24 protein-coding genes are annotated in these 24,739 nt (G+C 63.0%); 13 read left to right on the top strand and 11 right to left on the bottom strand.

All coding sequences use genetic code 11. The features are described from left to right. Window positions 1–103: 103 nt before the first annotated feature. Window positions 104–1,783, top strand: coding sequence for a formate--tetrahydrofolate ligase (locus IB262_RS27570; RefSeq protein WP_034788903.1), 1,680 nt, complete (start codon window positions 104–106; stop codon window positions 1,781–1,783). An 85-nt stretch (window positions 1,784–1,868) separates the two neighbouring features. On the opposite strand, the gene IB262_RS27565 is transcribed toward IB262_RS27570, so the two are convergent. After that, window positions 1,869–2,378: a DUF1993 domain-containing protein gene (locus IB262_RS27565; RefSeq protein ID WP_089045023.1), complete on the bottom strand. Its 510-nt coding sequence runs from the start codon at window positions 2,376–2,378 to the stop codon at window positions 1,869–1,871. Window positions 2,379–2,586: 208 nt separating this feature from the next. Here IB262_RS27565 and IB262_RS27560 point away from each other — a divergent pair, with 208 nt between their 5' ends. After that, entirely contained in the window at window positions 2,587–3,039 is a 453-nt protein-coding gene (locus IB262_RS27560) for a thioesterase domain-containing protein (protein WP_112975101.1), read from the top strand. Window positions 3,040–3,066: 27 nt separating this feature from the next. Here IB262_RS27560 and IB262_RS27555 read toward each other — a convergent pair whose 3' ends face one another. Further along, entirely contained in the window at window positions 3,067–3,975 is a 909-nt protein-coding gene (locus IB262_RS27555; RefSeq protein ID WP_112975100.1) for an extensin family protein, read from the bottom strand. A 296-nt stretch (window positions 3,976–4,271) separates the two neighbouring features. Here IB262_RS27555 and IB262_RS27550 point away from each other — a divergent pair, with 296 nt between their 5' ends. The 3 genes from IB262_RS27550 (at window position 4,272) to IB262_RS27540 (ending at window position 8,972) form a co-directional block, all read left to right on the top strand. Continuing rightward, entirely contained in the window at window positions 4,272–6,503 is a 2,232-nt protein-coding gene (locus tag IB262_RS27550; RefSeq protein ID WP_112975099.1) for a TonB-dependent hemoglobin/transferrin/lactoferrin family receptor, read from the top strand. 123 nt (window positions 6,504–6,626) lie between these two features. Then, complete coding sequence (gene trpLE, locus IB262_RS27545) at window positions 6,627–6,671, top strand: trpE operon leader peptide TrpLE (protein ID WP_178385070.1); 45 nt, start codon at window positions 6,627–6,629, stop codon at window positions 6,669–6,671. A 111-nt stretch (window positions 6,672–6,782) separates the two neighbouring features. Then, on the top strand, window positions 6,783–8,972 hold the full coding sequence (locus tag IB262_RS27540; RefSeq protein ID WP_060518756.1) for an anthranilate synthase: 2,190 nt from the start codon (window positions 6,783–6,785) through the stop codon (window positions 8,970–8,972). Window positions 8,973–9,060: 88 nt separating this feature from the next. Here IB262_RS27540 and IB262_RS27535 read toward each other — a convergent pair whose 3' ends face one another. Next, on the bottom strand, window positions 9,061–9,987 hold the full coding sequence (locus IB262_RS27535; RefSeq protein ID WP_060581726.1) for a LysR substrate-binding domain-containing protein: 927 nt from the start codon (window positions 9,985–9,987) through the stop codon (window positions 9,061–9,063). Between the two features lie 179 nt (window positions 9,988–10,166). Here IB262_RS27535 and IB262_RS27530 point away from each other — a divergent pair, with 179 nt between their 5' ends. The 3 genes from IB262_RS27530 (at window position 10,167) to queF (ending at window position 13,396) form a co-directional block, all read left to right on the top strand. After that, window positions 10,167–11,741 carry an MFS transporter gene (locus IB262_RS27530; RefSeq protein ID WP_112772279.1) on the top strand — a complete coding sequence of 525 codons (1,575 nt, stop codon included), beginning with the start codon at window positions 10,167–10,169 and terminating at the stop codon, window positions 11,739–11,741. Between the two features lie 117 nt (window positions 11,742–11,858). After that, on the top strand, window positions 11,859–12,785 hold the full coding sequence (locus tag IB262_RS27525; protein WP_060518750.1) for a cation diffusion facilitator family transporter: 927 nt from the start codon (window positions 11,859–11,861) through the stop codon (window positions 12,783–12,785). A gap of 146 nt (window positions 12,786–12,931) precedes the next feature. Next, window positions 12,932–13,396 (top strand): preQ(1) synthase, encoded by a 465-nt coding sequence (gene queF, locus IB262_RS27520; protein ID WP_112975098.1) that lies wholly within the window; start codon window positions 12,932–12,934, stop codon window positions 13,394–13,396. 17 nt (window positions 13,397–13,413) lie between these two features. Here the strand turns inward: queF and IB262_RS27515 are convergent, their stop codons facing one another. Together IB262_RS27515 and IB262_RS27510 are read right to left on the bottom strand one after the other, a co-directional pair. Further along, complete coding sequence (locus tag IB262_RS27515; protein WP_112975097.1) at window positions 13,414–13,935, bottom strand: chloramphenicol phosphotransferase; 522 nt, start codon at window positions 13,933–13,935, stop codon at window positions 13,414–13,416. A 12-nt stretch (window positions 13,936–13,947) separates the two neighbouring features. Continuing rightward, the gene (locus IB262_RS27510; RefSeq protein WP_060518747.1) at window positions 13,948–14,526 is read right to left on the bottom strand and encodes a HupE/UreJ family protein; all 579 of its coding nucleotides are present in this window, start codon (window positions 14,524–14,526) and stop codon (window positions 13,948–13,950) included. A 239-nt stretch (window positions 14,527–14,765) separates the two neighbouring features. Here IB262_RS27510 and IB262_RS27505 point away from each other — a divergent pair, with 239 nt between their 5' ends. Both IB262_RS27505 and leuA read left to right on the top strand, forming a co-directional pair. Beyond that, on the top strand, window positions 14,766–15,350 hold the full coding sequence (locus IB262_RS27505) for an ATP-dependent Clp protease proteolytic subunit (protein WP_034788862.1): 585 nt from the start codon (window positions 14,766–14,768) through the stop codon (window positions 15,348–15,350). A gap of 410 nt (window positions 15,351–15,760) precedes the next feature. Beyond that, a complete protein-coding gene (gene leuA, locus IB262_RS27500) occupies window positions 15,761–17,470 on the top strand; it encodes a 2-isopropylmalate synthase (protein WP_112975096.1) in 1,710 nt (569 codons plus the stop codon). 84 nt (window positions 17,471–17,554) lie between these two features. Here leuA and IB262_RS27495 read toward each other — a convergent pair whose 3' ends face one another. Further along, window positions 17,555–18,382: an anti-sigma factor gene (locus tag IB262_RS27495; RefSeq protein ID WP_060581732.1), complete on the bottom strand. Its 828-nt coding sequence runs from the start codon at window positions 18,380–18,382 to the stop codon at window positions 17,555–17,557. Window positions 18,383–18,385: 3 nt separating this feature from the next. After that, window positions 18,386–18,904 carry an RNA polymerase sigma factor gene (locus tag IB262_RS27490; RefSeq protein ID WP_034788854.1) on the bottom strand — a complete coding sequence of 173 codons (519 nt, stop codon included), beginning with the start codon at window positions 18,902–18,904 and terminating at the stop codon, window positions 18,386–18,388. 285 nt (window positions 18,905–19,189) lie between these two features. On the opposite strand from IB262_RS27490, the gene IB262_RS27485 reads away from it, so the two are divergent. After that, entirely contained in the window at window positions 19,190–20,209 is a 1,020-nt protein-coding gene (locus IB262_RS27485) for a DUF3313 domain-containing protein (RefSeq protein WP_112772275.1), read from the top strand. A 72-nt stretch (window positions 20,210–20,281) separates the two neighbouring features. Here the strand turns inward: IB262_RS27485 and IB262_RS27480 are convergent, their stop codons facing one another. Together IB262_RS27480 and IB262_RS27475 are read right to left on the bottom strand one after the other, a co-directional pair. After that, window positions 20,282–20,830: a tetratricopeptide repeat protein gene (locus IB262_RS27480; RefSeq protein WP_082566327.1), complete on the bottom strand. Its 549-nt coding sequence runs from the start codon at window positions 20,828–20,830 to the stop codon at window positions 20,282–20,284. A 183-nt stretch (window positions 20,831–21,013) separates the two neighbouring features. Beyond that, entirely contained in the window at window positions 21,014–21,916 is a 903-nt protein-coding gene (locus tag IB262_RS27475; protein WP_034788848.1) for a metallophosphoesterase, read from the bottom strand. Window positions 21,917–22,026: 110 nt separating this feature from the next. Between IB262_RS27475 and IB262_RS27470 the strand changes: the two genes are divergently transcribed. After that, a complete protein-coding gene (locus IB262_RS27470; RefSeq protein WP_034788845.1) occupies window positions 22,027–22,494 on the top strand; it encodes an NUDIX domain-containing protein in 468 nt (155 codons plus the stop codon). Window positions 22,495–22,520: 26 nt separating this feature from the next. Here the strand turns inward: IB262_RS27470 and IB262_RS27465 are convergent, their stop codons facing one another. Then, the gene (locus IB262_RS27465; RefSeq protein WP_034788840.1) at window positions 22,521–23,498 is read right to left on the bottom strand and encodes a glutathione S-transferase family protein; all 978 of its coding nucleotides are present in this window, start codon (window positions 23,496–23,498) and stop codon (window positions 22,521–22,523) included. 260 nt (window positions 23,499–23,758) lie between these two features. Here IB262_RS27465 and IB262_RS27460 point away from each other — a divergent pair, with 260 nt between their 5' ends. Further along, on the top strand, window positions 23,759–24,304 hold the full coding sequence (locus IB262_RS27460; RefSeq protein ID WP_060518737.1) for an N-acetyltransferase: 546 nt from the start codon (window positions 23,759–23,761) through the stop codon (window positions 24,302–24,304). Window positions 24,305–24,313: 9 nt separating this feature from the next. Here the strand turns inward: IB262_RS27460 and IB262_RS27455 are convergent, their stop codons facing one another. After that, the gene (locus IB262_RS27455; protein WP_112975095.1) at window positions 24,314–24,736 is read right to left on the bottom strand and encodes a GNAT family N-acetyltransferase; all 423 of its coding nucleotides are present in this window, start codon (window positions 24,734–24,736) and stop codon (window positions 24,314–24,316) included. Window positions 24,737–24,739 lie beyond the last annotated feature (3 nt).

The following is a 24,739-nucleotide window of genomic DNA, read 5'->3' as shown; positions in this document are numbered from 1 at the left end:
CGCGGATCGAAAACCGCAGACGCGTTTCCCCATCCCGCTCCGGTATCATGAACTGCGCCTTGAAAGGCGCGGGTAAAAACGAGACCCTGGGGAGGGGACTGTCATGGCGGAGGTCAAGTCCGATATCGAGATTGCGCGCGCGGCGAAGAAAAAGCCGATCCTGGAGATCGGGGCCGCACTCGGCATACCGCCGGAGGACCTGTTGCCCTACGGCCATGACAAGGCGAAGATCAGCGCCGATTTCATCGCCCGCCAGCGCGGGAAGAAGAACGGCCACCTGATCCTGGTGACGGCGATCAACCCGACGCCGGCAGGCGAAGGCAAGACGACAACGACCGTGGGCCTCGGCGATGGGCTGAACCGCATCGGCAAGAAGGCGATCATCTGCATCCGCGAGGCGTCCCTCGGCCCCTGCTTCGGCGTCAAGGGCGGTGCTGCCGGCGGCGGTTATGCGCAGGTTGTGCCGATGGAGGACATGAACCTCCACTTCACCGGCGATTTCCACGCGATCACCTCGGCGCACAATCTGCTGGCGGCGCTGCTCGACAATCACATCTACTGGGGCAACGAGCAGAACATCGACGTCCGTCGTATTTCGTGGCGGCGGGTGATGGACATGAACGACCGCGCACTGCGCAACATTGTCGGCTCGCTCGGCGGGATCGCCAACGGTTATCCACGCGAGACCGGCTTCGACATCACCGTTGCCTCCGAAGTCATGGCGATCCTCTGCCTTTCGGCGGATCTTAGGGATCTCGAGCAGCGGCTGGGCAACATCATCATCGGCTACCGCCGTGACAAGAGCCCGGTCTTTGCGCGCGACATCAAGGCCGATGGGGCGATGGCGGTGCTGCTCAAGGATGCTATTCAGCCGAACCTGGTGCAGACCCTCGAAAACAACCCCGCCTTCGTCCATGGCGGCCCCTTTGCCAACATCGCCCATGGCTGCAACTCGGTGATTGCGACGACGACGGCACTGAAGCTTGCCGACTATGTGGTGACCGAAGCCGGCTTCGGCGCCGATCTCGGCGCGGAAAAATTCTTCGACATCAAGTGCCGCAAGGCCGGGCTGAAGCCGGATGCCGCGGTGCTGGTCGCGACCGTCCGCGCGATCAAGATGAACGGCGGCGTCAAGAAGGACGACCTCGGGAAGGAAAATCTGGAAGCGCTGCGCAAGGGCTGCGCCAACCTTGGCCGGCATGTGCAGAACGTCAAGAAGTTCGGCGTACCCGTCATCGTCGCGATCAACCACTTCACCTCCGATACCGAGGCCGAAGTGCAGGCTATCAAGGATTATGTGGCGACGCTTGGCGCCGAAGCGGTGCTCTGCCGCCATTGGGCCGAGGGCTCCGCCGGCATCGAGGAGCTGGCGATGAAGGTGGCGGCACTTGCCGAGGGCGGACACTCGCAGTTCTCGCCGCTTTACCCCGACGACATGTCGCTCTTCCACAAGATCGAGACGATCGCCAAGGACATCTACCATGCTAGCGAGGTGATTGCCGACAAGTCGGTGCGCGACCAGCTGCGCAGCTGGGAAGATCAGGGTTACGGCCATCTGCCGATCTGCATGGCAAAGACGCAGTATTCCTTCTCGACCGATCCGAACCTGCGCGGTGCGCCGACAGGCCATGCTGTGCCGATCCGTGAAGTGCGGCTGGCCGCCGGCGCCGGCTTCATCGTGGTGATCACCGGCGAGATCATGACGATGCCCGGCCTGCCGAAGGTGCCTTCGTCGGAAAAGATCTTCCTCAATGATCAGGGCTACATCGAAGGGCTGTTCTAGGCGCTTCCTGCCTGCCTGAAAAACAATGCCGTGCATCCGGGTGGATGCGCGGCATTCTTGTGTCCGGGGTCTTCCGCGGCGGAAATCAGGCAGTGAGGCTGAGGAAGTCTGCCTTGCCGAGCGGCACGCCCTTGTGGCGCAGGATGTCGTAGGCGGTCGTTAGGTGGAAGTAGAAGTTCGGCAGCACGAATTTCTGCAGGTATTCCTCCCCCGTGAGCGTCACCTTCAGGTTCGGGAAATTCAGCACGACTTCGCGGCTGTCGCTGTCTTCGAGATCGACAGGGCGCACCGTTTCAAGGAAGGCGACGGACTTGGCGATGCGCTGGCGCAGTTCGTCAAACGTCTTTTCCTCGTCCGGGAACCGGGGCACTTCGATCGACGTCAGCCGGCCGACCAGGCCCTTGCTGGTGTCGCTGACACGCTGCACCTGGCCGGCAAGCGTCAGCATATCGGGCGCCAGCCGGGCGTGGAAGAGATCATCCGTGGGGATGCCCTTTTCCTCAGCGAAAGCCTCTGCCTTGTCGAGCAGCTTGGTGAGGACACCAAGGCCGCGAACGAGTGCGGGAATGGAGAGCTGGTACATCGTCAATGCCATGACAGATTTCCTTGAGATTAGGCGCAAAACGGGTGGATTTTCCTCGCGCCGTATTTGGGAGCCGGGGCGGGCTCCTGCAAGGCGCGCAGCCCGGTATCTTTTGGGCTACGGGGGCTTGCGGGAGACGACAGGACGTAGGCACCTTGCTCTGGTCAGGACATGTGGTCTCGTGCACTGATCCGCGCAGGAACGCATCAGGGATGCCACGATGACGCCAGAGGAACTCCAGTCCTATCTTCATAACCACATCCCGCTGTCAGCGGCGATGCAGGTCCGCGTGGATGCGGTGAGCGACGATCATGTGCTGCTCTCGGCGCCGCTTGCGCCCAACATCAACCACCGTGACACGGTGTTCGGCGGCAGCGCCTCGGCGCTCTCGATCCTGTCGGCCTGGTCGCTGCTGCATGTGCGCATGCGCAAAAGCGGCGTTGTCGCGCGCCTGGTGATCCAGAGCAACCGGATGGATTATCTGAAGCCGGTCACCGGCGCTTTCGCCGCACGCTCGTCGCTGGCGGACGCCGGGCAATGGCCGGGCTTTCTGCGATTGCTCGAACGTCGGGGCAGGGCGCGCGCCGTGGTCGTTGCCGACCTCCTCGACGGCGACACCTTGGCCGGTCGCTTCGAGGGCGAGTTTGTCGCCCTTGGCTACGACAACGCCTGACGAGCGCCAGCGCAAGGAGGCTCATTCCTAGCGGCAGTAGCGGTAGTCGTTGCGGCGCTCGATGACGTCGAGATGCAGGTGGGTTTCGTGGGCGGCGTCGCTGCCGGGGTCGAGCACAGTCTTGAAGTAGAGGCAGGCGGACGCAGTGACCGCGCGCTGGAAGGCACCGTCCATGGTGCCATCCTCGTCGCGCGGCTGGATGGCGATCGTCGCGCCGTTGCTTAACGTGAAGGACGCGATGTCGACGGCGTTGCCGTGGGCGTGCTCGGAGATTTTGCCCGTCGTCGCATTGTTGCGCAGGCGGCAGATATAGGTCGATGCCTGGTTCAGCGCCTTGATCTTGATGGTCTTGTCGAAGGCGACTTCGGCGGCCGGCTGGGCGGTCTCCTTGGTCCAGCGTGCAAGCGCCAGCGCCGTTTCGCACCGCATAAGCCCCTTAGGCGCGAGTGTGACGGCGGGCAGGATGCTCGTGACCTCCAGTGGCTTGTCGATGCCGCAGCCCTTGCCGTCGTCGATGCGTTTGGCTTCGACAAACGTCGCTCCGATCGCCTTCAGGTCGGCGACACACTTTGCATAGTCGGCGGCGTCCTCCGCTTCGACCGGCGGATAGACGATCGATGCCGGCTTTTCCTCTTTCTTGTCGTCGACGGGCTGGTCCTTTTCGCCTGTGGCCGGCTTTTGATCCTTCGCCGCTCCTTCACTCCCGTCCTTGGGCTTTGGCTGCGGCACGGGCTGTTCGTCGCCAGCCGGCACCCCTGGCTGATCGGCCTTGCCACCGTCCGTAGGCGTCGCCGGTTTCTCTTCGGGTGTGGGAGCAGCCTCTTTCTCTCCCGCCTCGCTCGGCGGCTTTTTTAGCGGGATCGGTCCGGATTTCGGCAGGCTGGCGCCGGTGAGGATCAGGAGTGACAGCAGGATCAAGGGAAAAGAGCGACGCATCCGGGTCCTTTCGCATTGCCCCCGCAGCGGGGCCTGGAAGGGAGGGAACGCACGGAACCGGATCTGGTTTCATCCGGCCTTCGGCAAAAGCGTTGCAGTTTAGCAACGCCTCGAATTGGCACGACCCCATAAATTGTGGGGACTGCCTTTGTATGTTGACAAGAACACTCATGTTTTTTATGCGGCTTAAATGAGGCGACGACATGTCGCGCCGCTCTAGAATCTACCGCCCAGCCAGCCCCTTGAGTTTGCCGCTCAACAGCAAGCCCGGCCTCCGAAAATCAAAGGATTGGTCCATGCTCACCCGGCATCGTCGCCTGGCTCTTTTGGCTTGCGCTGCAGTCACCTTCGTACCCCCCATCTCTCAGGCCTTTGCCCAGAGCACCAAACCGGCGACGGCTGCGGAGGCTGGCACCAATACTACGGTGCTCCAGAAGATCGTGGCCAAAGGAAATCGCGTGACAACCGCGCCCAAGGGCAGCATCGCCGACACGCCGCTGGCCAGCGAGATCGATGAAAAGACGCTGGAAGAAAAGCAGGTGACCGATCTCGACGACCTCGGTCGCAGCGTCGATGCCGGGATCAATTCGTCGAAGCAGGACTCGGGCATCAACATCCGCGGTCTTTCCGGCCCGCGCATCGTCACGACGATCGACGGCGTTCCGATCCCGTTCCTGTCTAACAGCTCGCGTCAGAGCCCATTCCAGTCGATCAACGCCAACGGCGGCGGTGACACCTTCGATTTCAACTCGCTCTCGGCGCTCGATGTCGTTCGCGGCGCGGATTCGAGCCGTGGCGGCTCCGGCATGCTCGGCGGTGCCATCGTCCTGCGCACGCTTGAGCCGGAAGACCTGATCTCCGACGGCAAGGACTGGGGTGCGCTGTTCCGGACCATCTACGACAGCGAAGACGACAGCATTACCGGCTCGGCGGCGGCAGCCAGGCGTTTCGGCGACACGTCGGTCCTGTTCCAGGGCAGCTACCGCAAGGGGCATGAGCGCGAGAACGAAGGTACGGTTGGCGGCACCGGCGCCACCCGCACGGAAGCCAACCCGATCGATTTCGACCAGAGTAACCTCCTGTTCAAGCTTCGCCATGAACTGGAAGGCGGTCACCGGATCGGCTTTACGGCCGAAAGCTTCCGCCGCGACGGGGACGCCGACCTGATGTCGGAACAGGGTCTGCGGCGCAGCTACAAGATCGGCGACTACAACGGTTTCGAAGATCGCTCGCGCAAGCGCGTTTCGCTCGACTACGATTTCGAGGCGCTTTCCTCCGACGATCTCTTCAGCTTCGCGCGCGCCACTCTCTACTGGCAGGAGCTTGAGCGCTCATCCGGTTCGAACGGTCGCACGACCGCAAACGTTGCCTACGGCCGCGATAACTCGATCAGCAACGAAAGCTTCGGCTTCAGCGGCAGCGCCGGTAAGGATTTCGAAGCGGGCGGGTTCGACCACTCCGTGCTGTTCAAGCTGGATGTCCAGCGCTCGGACTGGAACCAGTACACCTGGGCGCTTTGCCCGACGCCGACGTCGTGCCCGTCGCTCAACAACCAGTCGGAAATCCCGACCGTCAAGAGCACGACCATCGGTGCGGTTCTGGAAGATCGTATCTCGATGGGCGATAGCGCCTTCGCGTTGACCCCGGGCGTGCGTTTCGACTGGTTCGATTATCAGCCCGAAGCCAATGCCGGTTTCCAGTCGAACCCGGGATCGCCGATCTTCGGCGGACTGAAGGACCGGGACGGCGCGCGCCTGTCGCCGAAGCTGCTTGCGACTTACGATGCCACGCCGGACACGCAGCTGTTTGCGCAATGGTCGATGGCCTACCGCGCACCGACAGTGGATGAACTCTACAGCCGCTTCTACAACCCCTTCGGCCGCTATGCCCAGCTTGGCAATCCGGACCTGAAGCCCGAGACCGCCAACGGTTTCGAGATCGGTGCGAACTTCGACACGGGCGGCATCGTCGGTCGCGTTGCCGCGTTCCACAACATCTACGACAACTTCATCGAGACGACGACGAACGTGGTCGGCGGGATCACCGAATTCCGCTATGAAAACGTGCAGAAGGCGCGCATCTCCGGTATCGAACTGAGTGCTCTGAAGACCTTCGACAACGGCTTCAACATTCACGGCTCGATCGCCTATGCCTATGGCAAGAACGAAGATACCGACAAGCGCCTGCGTTCGGTTGCCCCGTTCAAGGCCATCCTTGGTGCCGGCTACAGCCAGGAAACCTTCGGCGTCGATCTCTCGACCACGCTTTCGGCGGCCATGCCCAATGACGACGTCGCGACCACCTTCGATGCGCCGGGCTACGGCATCGTCGACTTCACGGGCTGGTGGACGCCCGAGGAGTTCAAGGGGCTGCGCGTCCAAGCCGGCGTCTACAACATCTTCGACAAGAAGTACTTCAACGCGCTCGGGCTTCGCGACCTGAACCTCGGAGCCGCAAGCAGCCAGCCGCGCGACTTCTACTCGGAGCCGGGCCGCACCTTCAAAATCTCGCTTACGCAGCGCTTCTAAAATCGACTGCATGCCTCTTTACGGGCGGCTCTTCGGGGCCGCCTCTTTTTTTGACGCAACCGTGACGATGGGCGCCGCTTTCCCGCTTGCGCAAGTCCGCAACCCAAGCTAACACTTTCGCCCATGGAAAACGCACGCAACATTTCGATCTGGTGGTGGGCTCGCTGAAGCGGCCTTGACCAGTCATGCGTGATTGAGAGATGAAGCCGCCCGGAGATTTCGAGGCGGCTTTTTTGTATCCAGGCCGCTCAAGGACCGGGCTTTTACGGAGCGAGGCGAATGGCAACGGTAATTCTCGAGGACGGCTCGGAGAGCTACACCACCAAGGGCGGCATTACGGTGACGCGCCGGCGGCGGGAAGCGTCCTATGGCCAGGCGATCGCGAGCTATGTGGACAAGCTCGACGAACGCCGCGGCGCAGTGTTCTCCTCCAACTACGAATATCCCGGCCGCTACACTCGTTGGGACACGGCTGTCGTCGACCCGCCGCTCGGCATCTCCTCCTTCGGCCGCTCGCTCTGGATTGAAGCCTATAATGGCCGCGGCGAAGTGCTGCTTGCGATCATCGCCGAGCATCTGAAGACCGTCGCCGACATCACGCTCGGCGCTTCGACCAGCCGTCGCCTCGACCTGACGATCAACGCGCCGGATCGCGTCTTCACGGAAGAAGAGCGCTCGAAGATGCCGACGGTGTTCAGCGTGCTGCGCGCCGTCACCAATCTTTTCCATTCGGCCGAGGATGCGAGCCTCGGGCTCTACGGTGCCTTCGGCTACGATCTCGCCTTCCAGTTCGATGCGATCGACCTGAAGCTGAAGCGTCCCGACGACCAGCGCGACATGGTGCTGTTCCTGCCGGATGAAATCCTCGTCGTCGACCACTATGCAGCCAAGGCCTGGATCGACCGCTACGATTTCGCCAAGGACGGCAAGACCACCGAGGGCAAGGCGGAAGAGATCGCCAGCGAACCCTTCAAGACCGTCGACAGCATTCCGCCGCATGGCGACCATCACCCGGGCGAATATGCCGAACTCGTCGTCAAGGCGAAGGAGAGCTTCCGCCGCGGCGACCTTTTCGAAGTGGTGCCCGGCCAGAAATTCTTCGAGCGCTGCGAGAGCAAGCCGTCGGAGATTTCCAACCGGCTGAAGGCGATCAATCCGTCGCCCTATTCCTTCTTCATCAACCTCGGAAATCAGGAATATCTCGTCGGCGCATCGCCGGAAATGTTCGTGCGTGTTTCCGGCCGCCGCATCGAGACCTGCCCGATCTCGGGCACGATCAAGCGCGGCGACGATCCGATCGCCGACAGCGAGCAGATCCTGAAGCTGTTGAACTCCAAGAAGGACGAATCCGAACTCACCATGTGCTCGGACGTCGACCGCAACGACAAGAGCCGGGTCTGCGTGCCGGGCTCGGTCAAGGTCATCGGCCGCCGCCAGATCGAGATGTATTCGCGCCTGATCCATACGGTCGACCATATTGAGGGACGCCTGCGCGACGACATGGACGCCTTCGACGGCTTCCTCAGCCACGCCTGGGCGGTGACCGTCACCGGTGCGCCGAAGCTCTGGGCCATGCGCTTCATCGAAAGCCATGAGAAGAGCCCGCGCGCATGGTATGGTGGCGCGATCGGCATGGTCGGCTTCAATGGCGACATGAACACGGGCCTGACGCTGCGCACGATCCGCATCAAGGACGGTATCGCCGAGGTGAGGGCAGGGGCGACGCTGCTCTACGATTCAAATCCGGAAGAAGAAGAAGCCGAAACCGAACTGAAGGCCTCCGCCATGATCGCTGCCATTCGCGATGCGAGATCCGCCAATGCCGGCAAGGCCGGTCGCGACGTTGCCGCCGTTGGCGCCGGCGTCAACATCCTCTTGGTCGATCACGAGGACAGCTTCGTCCATACGCTTGCGAACTATTTCCGCCAGACGGGGGCAACCGTCACGACGGTGCGCTCGCCGGTCGCCGAGGAGATCTTCGATCGGGTGAAGCCGGATCTCGTCGTGCTTTCGCCCGGACCTGGCAATCCCAAGGATTTCGACTGCAAGGCGACGATCAAGAAGGCGCGGGCGCGCGACCTGCCGATCTTCGGCGTCTGCCTCGGGCTGCAGGCGCTTGCCGAAGCCTACGGCGGGGATCTCCGCCAACTCGCGATCCCGATGCACGGCAAGCCGTCGCGCATCCGCGTGCTGGAGCCGGGCATCGTCTTCTCCGGCCTCGGCAAGGAAGTGACCGTCGGTCGTTACCATTCGATCTTTGCCGATCCGGCGAGCCTGCCCGCGGAGTTCATGATCACCGCCGAAAGCGAAGATGGCACGATTATGGGCATCGAGCACACGAAGGAGCCGGTGGCGGCGGTGCAGTTCCATCCGGAATCGATCATGACGCTCGGCGGCGACGCCGGCATGCGGATGATCGAGAACGTCGTGGCGCACCTCGCCAAGCGCGCCAAGATCAAGGCCGCCTGATTAGCCCGGCAATCCCCTATTCCGGGATGGAGCAGATGTTGGCGAAGACAAGGTGCCGCTTCCACCGTGGAGGCGGCCCTTTCTGTTCCTACTGTGCCGCCTGAATGGCCGGCACATTCTCGCAGCGATCGGCAAACAGTCGCTCGCTCAGAAAATCGACGAAGACGCGGACCTTGGGGGAGAGGTGACGGTTCGACGGCCACAGCAGGTGGAACTGTCCGGGCGCGTCGAGATGGGCGTCGAGCACTGTGTGCAGTCTGCCGTCGCGAAGATGGTGGCGGGCGAGAAAGTCCGGCAGGCAGCCGATGCCGAGGCCGCTAAGCACGGCGCCGCCGAGCGCTTCCATGTTGTTGCAGTTCAGCACGGTCTTGAGGCGCGGCTCCTTTCCCTCAGGCGGCAGCGTGATCGGCCATTCCTGCAGCTTGCGGCTGTTGGGAAAGCGGAAGCGAACCGCATGGTGTCCTTCGAGGTCGCGGGGGCATTCGGGCCTGCCATGCTCTCGAAGGTATGACGGAGCAGCGCAGAGCAGAAGCTGGAACGGCCTGAGCGCGCGCGTCATCAGTCGTGAATCCGGCAGCACGCCGCTGCGGATCGCGACATCCACTTCCTCGTCGATCAGGTCGACGATGCGGTCGTTGAAGTCGAGGTCGAGTTCGATTTCGGGATAACGCCGTACGAACGCCGGCAGCACCGGCAACAGCAGGTGGTAGCTGACGATCGGCACGCTGACGCGCAGCCGACCGCGCGGCGTCGCCACGGCGTCCGCCAATGACGCCTCGGCGTCATCGAGATCATCGAGGATGCGGCGGCAGCGCTCGTGAAAGAGGCGTCCCTCCTCGGTCAAGCGGATACTACGGGTCGAGCGCTGCAGCAGGCGGACGCCGAGTTCTCGTTCGAGAGTGGTAACAGCCTTTCCGACCGCGGAAGCGGACAGGCCGAGCACGCGACCGGCCGCGACGAAACTGCCGAGGTCGGCGGTGCGGACGAAGGCGGTCAAGCCGCTCAAGCGATCCATGCTACCTCCATTCGAGCGTTTTGTTCCGGTATGATCGGAGCGTTGATGCCGTTCTCATCGAATTATGTCGAAACTATCCTGCATTCGTCAATCGATACCCGGCAAGTGCCGACCTCAAGACGCAAGGTCCTACCGGGCCTGCGCGGGTATCCCCTTTGCTCGAACGGATGGAACGGGGAATGAGAACCGAAATTCAAGAACCACGCGGGCGCCGGCTCGTCCTTCTTGCGGTCTGTTGCGCCGCGGCGGCAATGCCGCTCACCTTCACCGGACCGGCGGTGGCGCTGCCGTCGATCAGTCGCAGCCTCGGCGCCGATCCAGTTGCCCTCAACTGGGTCACCAACGCCTTCATGCTGACCTTTGGCAGTTCGCTGATGGCGGCCGGTGCGCTTGCCGACAGTTTCGGTCGCAAACGCGTGTTCCTGGGCGGTCTTGCGGCCTTCCTGCTGTTTTCGGCCGGGCTCGCCTTCGCTCGGGATATCCTATGGTTCGATGCCCTGAGAGCGCTTCAGGGTATTGGGGCAGCCGCCGCCTTTGCCGGCGGTATGGCTTCGCTTGCGCAGGAATTCGACGAGAACGAGCGGCTCCGGGCCTTCAGCCTGGTCGGCGCCAGCTTCGGTGTCGGCCTTGCCTTTGGGCCGATCGCCTCCGGCCTGATGGTCGAGGCCTTCGGCTGGCGGGCGATCTTCGTCCTGGTCGTGGCGCTCGCCGGCCTGTCTCTGGCACTCGGTGCGGTCTTCCTGCGGGAAACGCGCGATCCGGACGCTGCTGGCCTCGACTGGAAGGGAGCGGCAAGTTTCACGGCGGCGCTCACCGCACTCACCTTCGGCATTCTGCAGGGTCCGGAAAGCGGCTGGAGCCATCCGCTCGTGCTCGCGATGCTCGCGGCATCGGTGTTCTTCTTCCTGGCCTTCTGGCGGATCGAGCGTTCGGTCGCGCGGCCGATGCTGGATCTGACGCTGTTTCGATATCCGCGTTTTGTCGGCGTGCAATTGCTGGCGGCAGCCCCCGCCTACGGCTTCGTGGTGCTGCTCATCCTGCTTCCGGTCCGCTTCATCGGTATCGAAGGCATGAGCGCCGTCGCGGGCGGGCAGATGATGATCGCCATGTCCGCGCCGCTTCTGATCCTGCCGATCGCGGCGGGCCTTCTGACGCGCTGGTTCACGCCGGCGGTTATCTGCGGTGTGGGCTTGCTGATCTCGGCGGCCGGGCTCCTCTGGCTCAGTCTGTTTCCGGCGGGGTCCGGGCCGGCCACGCTGCTTGCACCACTGATGATGATCGGTCTCGGCATCAGCTTGCCTTGGGGGCTGATGGACGGGCTTGCGGTCAGTGTCGTGCCGAAGGAGCGCGCCGGGATGGCGACGGGCATCTTCAGCACCACGCGCGTGGCCGGGGAGGGCATTGCGCTGGCGATCGTGACCGCCATCCTCTCCGCGCTTACGGCCTGGAACCTCGGATCGGAAGCCGGCGCCACTGCGGCTCCCATGGCGCAGCGCATCGTCACCGGCAATCTGCCCGCGGCGATGCAGCTTGCCCCTGAGACATCGCACGCCGCGCTGCTGCAGGCCTATGGCGACGCGTTCAGCGTCCTGCTTCTGGTTTTGACCGGCATCACTGTCGCAACTGCGGCCGTGGTATTCTTCTTCATCGGCAGGGGCGATAAGGCCGCCGGTGATGCGGAGATCGAAGCCGGTGCTCTGCCTTTCGAGGCGATTGCCTGCGGAGAAACCGGAACCGGCCGATCCAATCTTTGACAAGCGCCGCTTAATCCAGCATATGCTTGTCCATCGACCGCCTGCGCGAAAATTCGCGCGGGCGGTTTTGCGTTTGAATGGGCTTGCGTTTGCAACTCGTTTGCATCTGCACGAGGAATGACAATGACGACTGGAACCGAAAACCGCACCGTGCTCCGCCTTGCTTTCTGGGGCATACCGCTCTCGCTCGCTGTGCTCGGCCTGAAGCTGCTTGCCTGGTGGCTGACAGGCTCGATCGCGCTTCTCTCCGACGGGCTGGAGTCGACCGTCAACGTGATCGCGGCGGTCATCGCCTATCTGATGATCGGCTATGCTTCCAAGCCGGCCGACGCCGGCCACCCCTTCGGTCACCACAAGGCGGAGTATTTCTCGGCCGTTATCGAAGGCGTTCTGATCGTCGTTGCGGCACTGCTCATCGTCTGGGAGGCGGTGCCGGCAATGATGGCGCCAGTGTTGATGGAAGCACCGGCTCTGGGCCTGGCGATCAACTTCGTCGCCGGCGTCATCAACGCCATCTGGGCCTATGTGCTGATCACCGCCGGCCGCAAGCACCGCTCGCCGGCACTCAGCGCCGACGGCCACCACATCCTGTCGGACGTCGTCACCTCGATCGGCGTTCTCGTCGGCCTCGTGCTTGCGATCGCCACCGGCTACGCGATCCTTGATCCGCTGCTGGCCGTCATTGTCGCCTGCAACATTCTTTACCAGGGCTGGATGGTGATCTCGCGCTCGATCGACGGGCTGATGGACCGGGCCGTCTCGGGTGAGGAAGAAGAAGCGATCAAACAGGCGATCGCCGCCAACGCCGCGGGTTCGCTCGGCGTGCACGATCTGAAGACCCGTCAGGCCGGTCCGGCGATCTTCGTCGATTTCCACATGGTCGTGCCGGAGTTGATGCCGGTCGGCGAGGCGCATGACATCTGCGACCGGATCGAGGATGCGATCCGGGACGTGCATCCCGGTGCCAAGATCGCGATCCATGTGGAGCCCGAAGGTGAGAAGGCGCATGGTGTGCGCGTCAAGACGACGGTCGGGCGCCACTGATTCAAGGTCGACGGCACTTCAACCGTGACGAGGTTTCCTTCTTGAGGCAGTTCTGATTTAAGGGCCGCAAATGGAGCGGGTCGGCGAGGGCAGAGGCCAGCGTCGACCGCACCCACGCGCGGATGTTCTCATGGAGCAACAGGCAAATGAGCAAGACTGACGTATCCGGCCTTTCGCAACTGGGCGCAAAGGTCGACCTGCCGCAGAGCCCGGAAGACGCGGTGCTGGAGCGGGTCCCGAGCGGCAACAAGGGCAAGGACTATCTGGTGCGCTTCACCGCGCCGGAATTCACCTCGCTCTGCCCGATGACCGGCCAGCCGGATTTCGCCCATATCGTCATCGAATATGTGCCGGACGAATGGCTGGTGGAATCGAAGTCGCTGAAGCTGTTCCTGCATTCCTTCCGTAACCACGGCGCATTCCACGAAGATTGCACCATCGAGATCGCCCAACGGCTGGTGTCGTTGCTTCAGCCACGCTGGCTTCGCATCGGCGCCTATTGGTATCCGCGCGGCGGCATCCCGATCGACGTCTTCTGGCAGACCGGCAAGCCGCCCGAGGGCCTGTGGCTGCCCGACCAGGGCGTGCCGACCTATCGCGGTCGCGGCTAAAGCGGGAGATCCCCCCGCTACGGTCTGAGTGACTGGCGTTTGAGCCAGGCGTCAACGATGCGCGCGGCGATCTGATCGGTCGGGTCGCGCGTGTCCACTTCTAGGTCGTAGGCGCAGTAATCGTGCGTCTTCAGGTGAAAGCGGGCTTCGCCGATCGTGCGGTCGCCGCGCTCGCGCTCGCGACGCTCCAGGTCTTCGATCGGCGCGTGCACTCCGACCCAGAAGGTGTCCAGATGCGCGGTTTGCCTTCTGATATCGTCGGACCAGCTTTTCTCCTCGACGATGTGCTCGACGATCAGGTCGTTGCCGGCCTCGGCGAAGGCTGCGATCGAGCGATGAAATCCGTCGAAGAACCTCGCACGCTCGCCGCGCATTCCAGGATGCATGCCGCGCCTAAGGACCCGAAATCCGGCGTCGGCAAGCTGGTCGGAGGCATAGAAACAAAAGGGCTCCGGGAGGATTTCCCGGAGCGCCTTTGCCAGCGTTGACTTTCCGGCACTCGACGTGCCGTTCAGAAAGATAATTCGTCCGTGCTGCATGCCCGTTTGATTTCAGCCGAAGATCAAGGCAGCGCCGGCCAGAGCCGTGAGACCGCCGAGGAGGCGGGCAAGCAGGCCGCCGCCGGAGAGGCGCTGAAGGGCGATGCCGAGGCCGATGCCGGCCACATGCAGCGCGGCGGTGGCGAGGATGAAGCCGACCGAGAAGGCAAGCGCCCCGGCGCTGCCGAGTTCGCCGCCATGGGCATGGCCGTGGAAGAGGGCGAAGACGCCAACGATCGCAGCGGATGCCGCCGTGTCGAGCCGCACCGCCATGGCAACAAGCAGGCCGAGCGCCACCACCGAGGCGAGGATCGCCGGCTCGACGAAGGGCAGGCCGACACCGGCAACCGCCAGCGCGAAGCCCGCTGCCATCATCGCGACGAAGGCCGCCGGCACGACAACGAGCGCCCGGCCGCCGATCTGCGCCGCCCAGAGGCCGACGGCGACCATGACGAGGATATGGTCAAGTCCGAACAGCGGATGCGAGAAGCCGGCGGCAAACGAGCCGTGCTCTGCCGGATTGAGATGGGCGAAGGCGGGTGCGGCGGAGGCTATCAGCGCGGCAGTGGCGATCAGGATGCGTCTGTTCATGCGTGTCCCCATGGATGGGCGGGACCTGGGAGGCTGGCCCCACTCTTGAGTGTTTGACGCGACCGATCTTATTGGCCTCCGTCCCCCTGTCTATACGGCATTTGGCGGTAGGTGTTTTTACCATAAGCATAGTCGACCTTGCTGCTTTGTCGCCGCTTCGGTTTGTTGCATTGTCTTCGGCGTCGAGTCGCATTATCTGACTTTGACTGAAGACTTCATGAGATGCCGGAGAAAAACGGATGATGAACGACGACGAGGACGACAAGAAGACCGAATTGCCGCTCGGCAAGGAAACGGAGGCGAACCTTTTCAAGTCGCGTTCGATTTTCATCTACGGGTCGATCAATCAGGAACTGGCGCAGAAGGTCTGCTCGCAGCTCGTGGCGCTTGCCGCCGCCAGCGACGAAGACATCCGCATCTTCGTCAATTCGCCGGGCGGCCATGTCGAATCGGGCGACAGCATCCACGACATGATCAAGTTCGTGAAGCCGAAGGTCTGGACCATCGGCACCGGCTGGGTCGCTTCCGCCGGCGCGCTGATCTTTGTCGGCGCTCCCAAGGAGCGTCGCATTTGCCTGCCGAACACCCGCTTCCTGCTTCACCAACCGTCGGGCGGCACCCGCGGCATGGCGTCGGACATCGAGATCCAGGCACGCGAAATCATCAAGATGAACGATCGCCTGAACAAGATCTTCGCCGACGCAACCGGCCAGCCGGTCGAGAAGATCGCCAAGGACACGGACCGCGATTACTGGCTTTCCGCTGAGGAAGCGAAGTCCTATGGGCTCGTTTCGCGGATCATCTCGTCTGCTGCGGACATCTGAGTTCGCAAGCCAGTCAAGGGCTTGGAGGGCATCGGCATTTTGCCGGTGCCCTTTTCTTTTTGCGGTGATCCTCGCCATCGCGTGGCTTGCTCCACTCTGGCAAGCCGTGTATAGGCTTTGAGCATGACCAAGGCTGACGCATATCGGATCGCCTCGATCCCCGCCGGACACGATACCAATCGTGCGCCGTCGCGCGCCTTCGCCTCGCTTCTTCTTCTCGGCCTTACTCGCGGTTGCCGGGTTCGCTGAGGAGCGCCCGGCGGCCGAAAAGCCACGCCGGCGGATGCTCCTCGACCCCATCAAGTGTTTTAGGATAAAGGCGCGTTCGGCGCGGCATTAGCCATCGCAATCCGATCCCCGATCGGGTATGGCAAGGCGGCCAGGACGTCCAGTGATGAAGAGAAGCTGCAATGATCCAGAAATCCCATCCCGTTAAGATTGGCATGCCGGAAGCGGCGGTGAAGTACCAGGCCTATCCGCAGATCGCGCTCACCGACCGTACCTGGCCGTCGAAGACGATCACCAAGGCACCGATCTGGTGCTCGGTCGACCTGCGCGACGGCAACCAGTCGCTGGTCGACCCGATGGGGCACGATCGCAAGGCCCGCATGTTCCAGCTGCTGCTCGACATGGGCTTCAAGGAAATCGAAATTGGCTTCCCCTCGGCCTCGCAGACCGATTTCGATTTTGCCCGCTGGTGCATCGAGGAAGGCAATGTCGCCAAGGATGTGTCGCTGCAGGTGCTGGTGCAGTGCCGGCCCGAGTTGATCACCCGCACCTTCGAAGCGCTGGAAGGTGCGCACCAACCGATCGTGCATTTCTACAATTCGACGAGTGAACTGCAGCGCCGTGTGGTGTTTGCCAAGGACGTGCGCGGCATCAAGCAGATTGCGACCGACGCCGCCAAGATGATCACCGACATGGCGGCCAAGGCCGGCGGCGGCTACCGCTTCGAGTATTCGCCGGAAAGCTTTACCGGCACCGAACTCGAAGTGGCCTTGGAGATCTGCAACGCGGTCACCGAGATCGTCAAGCCGACGCCAGACAACAAGCTGATCCTGAACCTGCCCTCGACCGTCGAGATGGCGACGCCGAACATCTATGCCGACCAGATCGAATGGATGTGCCGCAACCTCGACAACCGCGAAAGCCTGATCATCTCGCTGCACCCGCACAACGACCGCGGCACCGGCATCGCCGCCACCGAATTGGGCCTGATGGCCGGCGCCGACCGCGTCGAAGGCACGCTGTTCGGCAATGGCGAGCGCACCGGCAACGTCGATGTCGTGACGCTGGCGCTGAACATGTTCACGCAGGGCGTCGATCCGCAGCTCGACTGCTCCGATATCGAGCGGATCAAGGAAGTCTACGAATACTCCAACCAGATGGTCATTCCCGAGCGCCATCCTTATGTCGGCGAACTGGTCTACACGGCCTTCTCCGGCTCGCACCAGGATGCGATCAACAAGGGCATGAAGGCAATCAAGACCGCCAACAAGCCGCTCTGGGAAGTGCCGTACCTGCCGATCGATCCGCGTGACGTCGGCCGCTCCTACGAGGCGATCATCCGCATCAACTCGCAGTCGGGCAAGGGCGGCATCGCCTACATCCTGCAGGAAGACTACGGCATCAACCTGCCGCGCAACCTCCAGGTCGAGTTCCGCGAGGACATCCAGCGCATCACCGACGAGGAAGGCAAGGAGCTGCCGTCCAAGCGCATCTACGAGCGCTTCATCGAGCGCTACGTCGAGCAGCCGGGCGGGCGCATCAAGTTCGTCGACCATCACACTTATCCGGTGGGCGAGCACAAGGGCGTGCGCGTGGTGGCGGCCGAGATCACCGACAATGGCGAGGTCAAGCGCATCGAAGGCAAGGGCACCGGCCCGATCGACGGCTTCATCAATGCGCTGTCGATCTATCTCGGCATCGACCTCTCGGTTGCGGATTACTCCGAGCACTCGCTGCAGCACGGCTCGAACGCAGCCGCGATCGCCTATGTCGAGATGGAGCACCCGGGTGGCAAGCTGTTCGGCGCCGGTATCAACACCAACATCGTTGCCGCCTCGCTCGAAGCGATCGTTTCGGCGGCAAACCGCGTACTCGAGATGAAGCGCGGCTGACACACTTCAGCGTTACGAATGAAGCCGCGTCGGGGAAACCCGGCGCGGCCTTTTCGTTTCAGGGGTAGGGGAATGCCGTCGATCTCAGATCGTCGCGGCGACGGCTTCGGCGATGTCCTGGATGCCGACATGGGAAGACGGGCCGACGAGCACGAAAGAGGCGCCGCCTCGCTGCCAGGAGACCATGCCGAGATCGTCGCGGATGCTCTCGTCGAACTGCTCCGCCTGCGGGCCGGTGGTGTTCTTGAGGAAACAGATCGCGAAGATTTCGCCTTCGGTGCTTCGGTAGACGAGCTGCGCCACGGGCTTGCCGTTGGCGACGAGCAGCCGCGCGCCCTCGAAGGTCAGGCCCTTGCCGGAAAGCTGCGGGACCTTGAAGGGAACGCCGACGCTTGCGGCAAGCCAGGTCTCGATCTTCGGTCCCTCTGTCGCCGGGACCTCGACCAGATGCTCCTTCTGCCGCGAATAGATGCGGTGATAGTCGGCGATGTCGTCGAGCCAGCCACGCGCCGCGGCGAGCTTGGTCGGCTCGCTCCCGGTGTTCGCCGTCCCGACGATGAAGCCGGCGCCGCCGCCGAGCAGCAGCAGGGCCACCGATGCGGCAAGCATGCGCGGCCAGACCCGCGCGTGCCGGACAGTGGTCGTCGTTGCCGCAATCCGCTCGGTCTTCGGATTGACCCCTGGACCCTGCTTGATTTGCCGGACAAGAGCGAGCGGCACGGGATCGTGCAGGAAATCTTCGAAGGCGGTATCGCCGAAGCTGCTGCCGGCCTTCAGCCTCTCGAACAATGCCTTTGCGTCCTCGTCGCGGGCGAGAATCGCGTCGAGTTCGGTTCGTTCAGCTTCGCCGATCTCGCCGTCGATATAGGCAGAAAGGCGCACTTCGAGCGCTTGACCCCTTGTCTGTTGCAACGGTCAGGCCCTCCTTTCGGTATTCTCTGAGATCATCGCCGCGAGCCTGAGGCGCGCGGTCGACAGTCTGCTCATGACGGTGCCGATCGGAATGCCCAGGATATCGGCGGTCTCGCGATAGCTGTGGCCTTCGACATTGACCAGCAGGAATACGCTCGCCAGCCCCTCGGGCATCGACAGGATCATCTTCTGCAACTGATTGGCGTAGACGGCTTTTTCGGCCGACGGCTCGATGCTGAGTTCGTCATGTCCGAGCGCATCGACGGTGCCGCTGCCGGTGCGAACCTTGCGCTTGCGGATTTCGTCGACCCAGAGATTGCGCGTCATCGCGTAGACCCAGCTTTCCAGCCGGCCCTCTCCGTTCCAGAGGTGGCTGCGGGTGATCGCGCGCTCGCAGGCTTCCTGGACGAGGTCGTCGGCGTCATTGGCATTGCGCGTCAGCGTCATCGCGAAACGGCGCAATTTGGGCAGCAGGCTGACCAAGTCGCGTCTGAAGTCCTTCGTTTCTGCCGCTGGACGCATTTCTCTTCCAATGAAACGTGCCGGATCATGCATTTATTCGCCGTGCTGCGCACAAGCGGATGATATGAAACATTTGCTCCTTAGTCTGCAAGGGAAGTCCCGGAACGGAAAGCAAATTCTGCTGCTTCATGGCGCCTTTTCCCAAAAAGCTTTCGCTTGCCCGCGGCCGTTAATCACGCGCTTCGTTACCGTTAACTGCAATGGTGGCCGGAGATCGCGTCAAAGTTCGGCCCGAATCTGGCCGGACCTCATGCACAACTGCAGGTCGACGTCGGGGACACGCCAATGAACGCACAGCATCGCAATGGCATGAGTATTGTCAGGTTTGTCGGGAGACATTGTGGCGGACGCCGCATTCGGGGAGGTGCGGCCGTCATTCGCACGGCTGCGCTGGTGCCTTTGTTTGCGGGGCTCGCCGCCTGCCAGAGCGCCCAGGTCATGGAAACGGGGTCTCTATCCTCCTACAAGGATTTCGTTGCCAGCGACGGGATGGTGACCAAGACGAAGTACCGGGTGGATTCTGCTGCCACCAAGAACGTCAAGACGGTGCATGTGATCCCGACGACCTTTGCCGCCACCGCGGATCTCGACAAGCTCGGGGATCCGCAAAAGAAGCTGGTGGCCACGGCGATCGACCGGTCGCTCTGCGAAGCCCTGAGCGAGCAATTCGACGTCGTGCCGATCTCCAAGCCCGCCGACATGGCGGTGCGCTCCGTGATCAGCAAGGTCAAATCGACCAATGCAGTCGTCGCCGGCGTGTCGACTGTCACCTCGGCCGTCGCTCCGATCCCGGTTCCGCGCATTCCCATCGGCCTTGGAAGTCTCGCGGTCGAGGCGGAGGCATTCGACCCGATGGGCAAGCAGATCGCCGGGCTGGCATGGGCGCGTGGCGCCAACATCCTCACCAACGGGTCCCGCGCCTCGACGGCTGCCGACGCCTTCGAGCTTGCAGGCGACTTCTCAAGCGACTTCAGTGCGCTGCTCGAAAAATCGGGTGACCCGATGAAGTCCGATTTTGAGCTGCCGTCGATGAAGAACGTCAAGAACAGCGTCGCCTATGCGGTCACCGGCAAACCCACCGATCCGGATTGCGCCGTGTTCGGCAAGGGATCCGGTCTCGGCGGCATCGCCGGCGGCGCGCTCGGCCTGCCGCCGGAATGGTCGGAGAAGAAGAACGAGGCAAAGTCGATTGCTGACGACACGACGGGAAGCGGTCCCTCAGCAGGCGGGGCGAAGGGAAATGCAGCCAAGGCAAGCGAGCCCAAAAAGAACGGGCCGGCGGCAAGCGGGTCGAAGAAAACCTAGCGTCCCAGTCCGTGTCCGTGGAACGTCGGATCGAGGCGGCGCCTGGCGCCGCCCGTCCATGTTACCGCCCGGTCAGTACTGGCGGACGCCGCCGAGCGACTGCAGCAAGGCGCGGTAAGCCCAGGTGTTTTCGCCGCCGCGGTCGCGGATCTCGACGAGTTGCACACGCGCTTCCTCGACGCGGCCCTGTTCGATCAGCGCCTGGCCCATGTAGGAGCGGGCGAGGATGTAGTTCTCGTCGGCCTGGAGCGCGCGTTTGTAGTACTGCATGCCGAGTTCCATGCGCCCGGCCTTGCGGTTGGCATAGCCGAGGTAGTTGAGCACCCGGGCGCTCTGCTGGTCCTTGACGGCGCCGAGCACCCTGATCGAATTTTCATACTGGCCGGCATAGGCGAGTTCGCGGGCAGCCTGGAACAGGATATCGTCGCCAAGGTCGCTCTTCTTGGCGTCAACGCAGGCCTTTTTCTTGGCGTCCCATACCTTGCCGTCGGTGCATTCGCTGGTCGTCTTGGTTTTCTTCGGCGGTTCGCTCGTATCCTCGCCGGCGGCCATCACCGCATGCGCCATGAAGCTGGTTGCCCCGGCGGCAAACAGGGCGAAAACGAGGTTCTTGTGGTTCATCATGCCATCTCCCATTGCTGGCGCATGACCGCGAAAGCCTCGCGCTGTTTCAAACGACTGCGTGTCCTGCATTCGCGCAGAGGCGGGCGCGCTGCCATGCGGCGGCGGACCGGAGTATGACGCAGCAGGGCCGGGGTTTATTCGCCGGGCGATGAATTTTCTGCAGAGGGAGGCTGCGTTCGGCTAGAAGCGTGTGGTTTCGGCGAGCGACACCGTGGTGGCATCGTCGTTCAGGGCGTAGCGCTCGCGCGTCAGGTGCCAGTTTCCGGCTTCACCGGCGACGGTGAACAGGTTGTAGGCTGCCGGCGGCTTGTGGCCGCCAGGACCTTGCGAGGCCGAGGCGATGCCGACAACCGGGACAGGGGCATGCTGGCCCTTCAGCCAATAGACAGTGTTGAGGTGCGTGTGGCCGTGGATCACGAGTTCGGCGCCGCCGGACGAGATCGTCGCAGCAAAGCGGCGAATGCCGATCATGCGCTTGTGCATCGAGGTTGCGCCGCGGATCGGCGGATGGTGGATCATGACGATGCGAAAGAGCCCGGCTTCGCCGGCTTGTCTCAGCAGATTGACGGTGGCGCGGGCCTGGCGCTGGCCGAAATAGCCGCTGGCGGCAAAGGGCGGGGTCGCAACGGCGGTCGAGCAGCCGATCAGCGCCACCGGGCCGCGCACGCGCATGTAGGGAAAGCAGCGGTGCCGGTCATGCCAATGCGCCGGCGCATCGTCGCCGCGCATATAGGGATACCAGGCACGGGTGGTCTTCTCGTAGGCGCCCGGAACATAGGCGTCGTGGTTGCCCGGAACGACGGAGATGTTTTCCGGCTTGCCCGCATCCTCCAGCCATTCGGTGACCGCCTTGATCTCGAGCGAGGAGGCGAGATTGACGAGATCGCCCGTCATCGCCAGATGGTCCGGATCCTTCTTCTCGATGTCGGCCAGCAGGGTGTCGAGCGTACCGGTGAAGAGATGGCGGCTGCGGTTGCGATGCCAGTTGACGAAACCGGTGATGCGCTTGGAAGCGAGTTCCCTGAGGGATAGCTCGGGCAAGGGCCCGAGGTGGACGTCGGAAATATGGGCGAGTTTGAACATCGACCCCGTCTAGCGCATATTCCGGCCGAGGGGAATCAGGTCGCCCGATGAATCGCGTGTGGCCGGGACGAGGAAGGAAAAAACGCCTGGAACAAGATCGGCCACCGGAGATGCGGCGCTGGTATCTCCGGCTGCTGATGTGGCTTGCGCATGGCTACTACGCTGTTGCGCGTGGCATGACGATGGGTGTGCGGGCGGCCTGTTTCGATGGCGAGGGCCGCGTTTTCCTCGTCCGCCACTCCTACCTGCCGGGCTGGCACCTGCCGGGCGGAGGGCTCGACCGCGACGAGGCCTCGATCGACGGCTTGCTGCGGGAGTTGCGCGAGGAGGGGAACCTCGAAGTTTCGGCGCCGCCGGTGCTCATCCAGGTCTACTACAACAGGCGCACGAGCCGCCGCGACCACGTCGTCTTCTACCGCTGTGACGGTGTCAGCCAGAGCGCGCCGAAAACGCCCGATCTCGAGATTTCCGAAAGTGGCTTCTTCGCACTGGACGCGCTGCCTGACGACACCACGCCGGCAACACGCCGCCGGCTTGCGGAACTTGCCGGCGGCATCGCAATCGATCGCTACTGGTAGCGATCGATTGCCCTTTCAGTGCAGTGTTACAGCGCCTCGCGGCCGTGCGGGGCGGTGAGGTCGAGCACCGGGCCCACCGGCACGACGCCGGTCGGGTTGATGGTCGTGTGGCTGCGGTAGTAGTGCTCCTTGATGTGGCGCATGTCGACCGTCTCGGCCACGCCCGGCACCTGATAGAGTTCCCGCAGATACCCTTGGAGGTTCGGATAGTCGGCGATCCGGCGGATGTTGCACTTGAAATGGCCGACATAGACAGGATCGAAGCGCACCAGCGTCGTGAATAGCCGCCAGTCGGCCTCGGTGAGGCGGCTGCCGGTGAGGTAACGGTGCGAGCCGAGGCGCTCTTCCAGCTTGTCCAGCCGGGCAAAGAGTGCCGTCACACTTTCCTCGTAGGCGGATTGCGTGGTGGCAAAGCCTGCCTTGTAGACGCCGTTGTTGACGTCATTGTAGACGTCGGTGTTCATCGCATCGATCTCGCCGCGCAGCTCTTCCGGATAGAAATCGAGCGTCGAGCCGGTCAGGCCATCGAAGGCGGAGTTGAACATCCGGATGATCTCGGAGGATTCATTCGAAACGATGGTGTTCTGCTTCTTGTCCCAGAGGACGGGCACGGTCACGCGGCCGGAATAGTTGGCATCGGCGCGGGTATAGACCTGCCACAGCGCCTTCGAGCCGAAGAGATGATCGCCGGTGCCGATGCCGCCGTCCTTGAATTCCCAGCCCTGGGTGAGCATCAGCGGATCGACCACGGAAACGGAGATCAGGTCCTCGAGCTTTTTCAGCTTGCGGAAGATCAGCGTACGATGGGCCCATGGACAGGCGAGCGAAACATAGAGGTGATAGCGATCGGCCTCGGCCTTGAAGCCGGCGTCGCCGCTCGGGCCGGCCGATCCGTCCGCCGTCACCCAGTTGCGGAACTGCGAAGCGCTGCGCTTGAAGTGGCCGTTCGTTGCCACCGTGTCGTACCAGACGTCCTGCCAGACGCCATCTACCAACCTGCCCATCGGACAAACTCCTTCGTGATCGTTGCGTCAATAGATAGCGCTTCCAGCGACATTCGATAGGTGGCGAAATCGGAACAGTGCGTTTTAGGCTTTGACAGAGGGCAAATTTCTGCTATCGGCGATTTCACAACTTTTTTCGTGTCTGGAAGAATCCGCACAGATGATGTTCTCGGGAAACCTGCGACGACGCTGATGCTGCCAACGCCCTCATCGGGCGAAGCCATCCCTATGTCTGTTCGCATGCCTGGTTTCTCGATCTCATGAAAAAGCACGATCTCGTCTATCTGACCGAAGACGCGTCCCATGACGCAGCCATCGAAATCATCAACGAAGAAGCTTTCGGCCCCGGCCGGTTTGCCCGGGCGGCCGCGCGCATCCGCGAGCAGGGGCCGCATGACCGGTCGCTGTCCTTCATCTGCGCCGACAATGGCGAGACGATCGCATCGGTCCGGATGACGCCGGTCATGGCGGGCTCGATCAAGGGCCACCTGCTCGGACCGCTCGCCGTCAGGCCGTCGCACAAGAACCAGGGCATCGGCCGGGAATTGGTGCGTATCGCGGTCGAGGCGGCGCGGCGCAAGGGCTCACACGCGGTGATCCTTGTCGGCGATCCGCCCTATTACCAGCCGCTCGGCTTCGAGAAGGTGCGTTACGCGGCACTCGAGTTCCCTGGGCCGGTCGACCCGGCGCGGGTGCTCGTCGTGCCGATGGCAGAGGGTGTGCATGCCGGACTTGCCGGCGTTATCGCCTGGCGGGATGATAGGCTGATGCAGGCGGAGCCGATTGCGTTACCGCTTGCCGTCTGATTCCGGACCTTATCGCGCGACGAGCGATTTCTTCAGAAACACCCGGGTTCGGCCAACAGGGAAATCCGGCAGTTCACCGAAGGCCGCATAGCCCTGACGCTCGTAGGCGCGCAGGGCCCGCGGGTTGAAGGTGTCGATCCAGGCGCTGTGGCAGCCGCGATTGCGCGCTTCGTCCTCGGCCGCCTGGAGCAACTTGCCGGCAAGCCCCTGTCCGCGAAGATCTTCCGGTAACCACAGCCATTGCACGAATAGCCAGCCCCAGCCGGTGTAGCCGTTCAGGCCGCCGCGGGCTCCCTGTGCCTCGGGGCCGCCGACAAGGACGGCGAGGGGGCGTCGCTCCGACGGGCCGACGTCGGCGGCGTTGAAGGCTGCAAGACCGTTGCCGATTGCTTCGATCGCCTCGGGCGGCGGGGCGTCGGTGACGACGAACATCAG

This window comes from Ensifer sp. ENS02 (genome assembly GCF_014851885.1).
GTDB classification, from domain to species: Bacteria; Pseudomonadota; Alphaproteobacteria; order Rhizobiales; family Rhizobiaceae; genus Ensifer; species Ensifer adhaerens.
This window is presented reverse-complemented; position numbering and strand designations above follow the sequence as displayed.

Coding starts and splice junctions, on each gene's coding strand:
- IB262_RS27570 (WP_034788903.1), top strand. CDS start 104: ATGGCGGAGGTCAAGTCCGATATCGAGATTGCGCGCGCGGCGAAGAAA.
- IB262_RS27565 (WP_089045023.1), bottom strand. CDS start 2,378: ATGGCATTGACGATGTACCAGCTCTCCATTCCCGCACTCGTTCGCGGC.
- IB262_RS27560 (WP_112975101.1), top strand. CDS start 2,587: ATGACGCCAGAGGAACTCCAGTCCTATCTTCATAACCACATCCCGCTG.
- IB262_RS27555 (WP_112975100.1), bottom strand. CDS start 3,975: ATGCGTCGCTCTTTTCCCTTGATCCTGCTGTCACTCCTGATCCTCACC.
- IB262_RS27550 (WP_112975099.1), top strand. CDS start 4,272: ATGCTCACCCGGCATCGTCGCCTGGCTCTTTTGGCTTGCGCTGCAGTC.
- IB262_RS27540 (WP_060518756.1), top strand. CDS start 6,783: ATGGCAACGGTAATTCTCGAGGACGGCTCGGAGAGCTACACCACCAAG.
- IB262_RS27535 (WP_060581726.1), bottom strand. CDS start 9,987: ATGGATCGCTTGAGCGGCTTGACCGCCTTCGTCCGCACCGCCGACCTC.
- IB262_RS27530 (WP_112772279.1), top strand. CDS start 10,167: ATGAGAACCGAAATTCAAGAACCACGCGGGCGCCGGCTCGTCCTTCTT.
- IB262_RS27525 (WP_060518750.1), top strand. CDS start 11,859: ATGACAATGACGACTGGAACCGAAAACCGCACCGTGCTCCGCCTTGCT.
- queF (WP_112975098.1), top strand. CDS start 12,932: ATGAGCAAGACTGACGTATCCGGCCTTTCGCAACTGGGCGCAAAGGTC.
- IB262_RS27515 (WP_112975097.1), bottom strand. CDS start 13,935: ATGCAGCACGGACGAATTATCTTTCTGAACGGCACGTCGAGTGCCGGA.
- IB262_RS27510 (WP_060518747.1), bottom strand. CDS start 14,526: ATGAACAGACGCATCCTGATCGCCACTGCCGCGCTGATAGCCTCCGCC.
- IB262_RS27505 (WP_034788862.1), top strand. CDS start 14,766: ATGATGAACGACGACGAGGACGACAAGAAGACCGAATTGCCGCTCGGC.
- leuA (WP_112975096.1), top strand. CDS start 15,761: ATGATCCAGAAATCCCATCCCGTTAAGATTGGCATGCCGGAAGCGGCG.
- IB262_RS27490 (WP_034788854.1), bottom strand. CDS start 18,904: ATGCGTCCAGCGGCAGAAACGAAGGACTTCAGACGCGACTTGGTCAGC.
- IB262_RS27485 (WP_112772275.1), top strand. CDS start 19,190: ATGAACGCACAGCATCGCAATGGCATGAGTATTGTCAGGTTTGTCGGG.
- IB262_RS27480 (WP_082566327.1), bottom strand. CDS start 20,830: ATGAACCACAAGAACCTCGTTTTCGCCCTGTTTGCCGCCGGGGCAACC.
- IB262_RS27475 (WP_034788848.1), bottom strand. CDS start 21,916: ATGTTCAAACTCGCCCATATTTCCGACGTCCACCTCGGGCCCTTGCCC.
- IB262_RS27470 (WP_034788845.1), top strand. CDS start 22,027: ATGCGGCGCTGGTATCTCCGGCTGCTGATGTGGCTTGCGCATGGCTAC.
- IB262_RS27465 (WP_034788840.1), bottom strand. CDS start 23,498: ATGGGCAGGTTGGTAGATGGCGTCTGGCAGGACGTCTGGTACGACACG.
- IB262_RS27460 (WP_060518737.1), top strand. CDS start 23,759: ATGAAAAAGCACGATCTCGTCTATCTGACCGAAGACGCGTCCCATGAC.
- IB262_RS27455 (WP_112975095.1), bottom strand. CDS start 24,736: ATGTTCGTCGTCACCGACGCCCCGCCGCCCGAGGCGATCGAAGCAATC.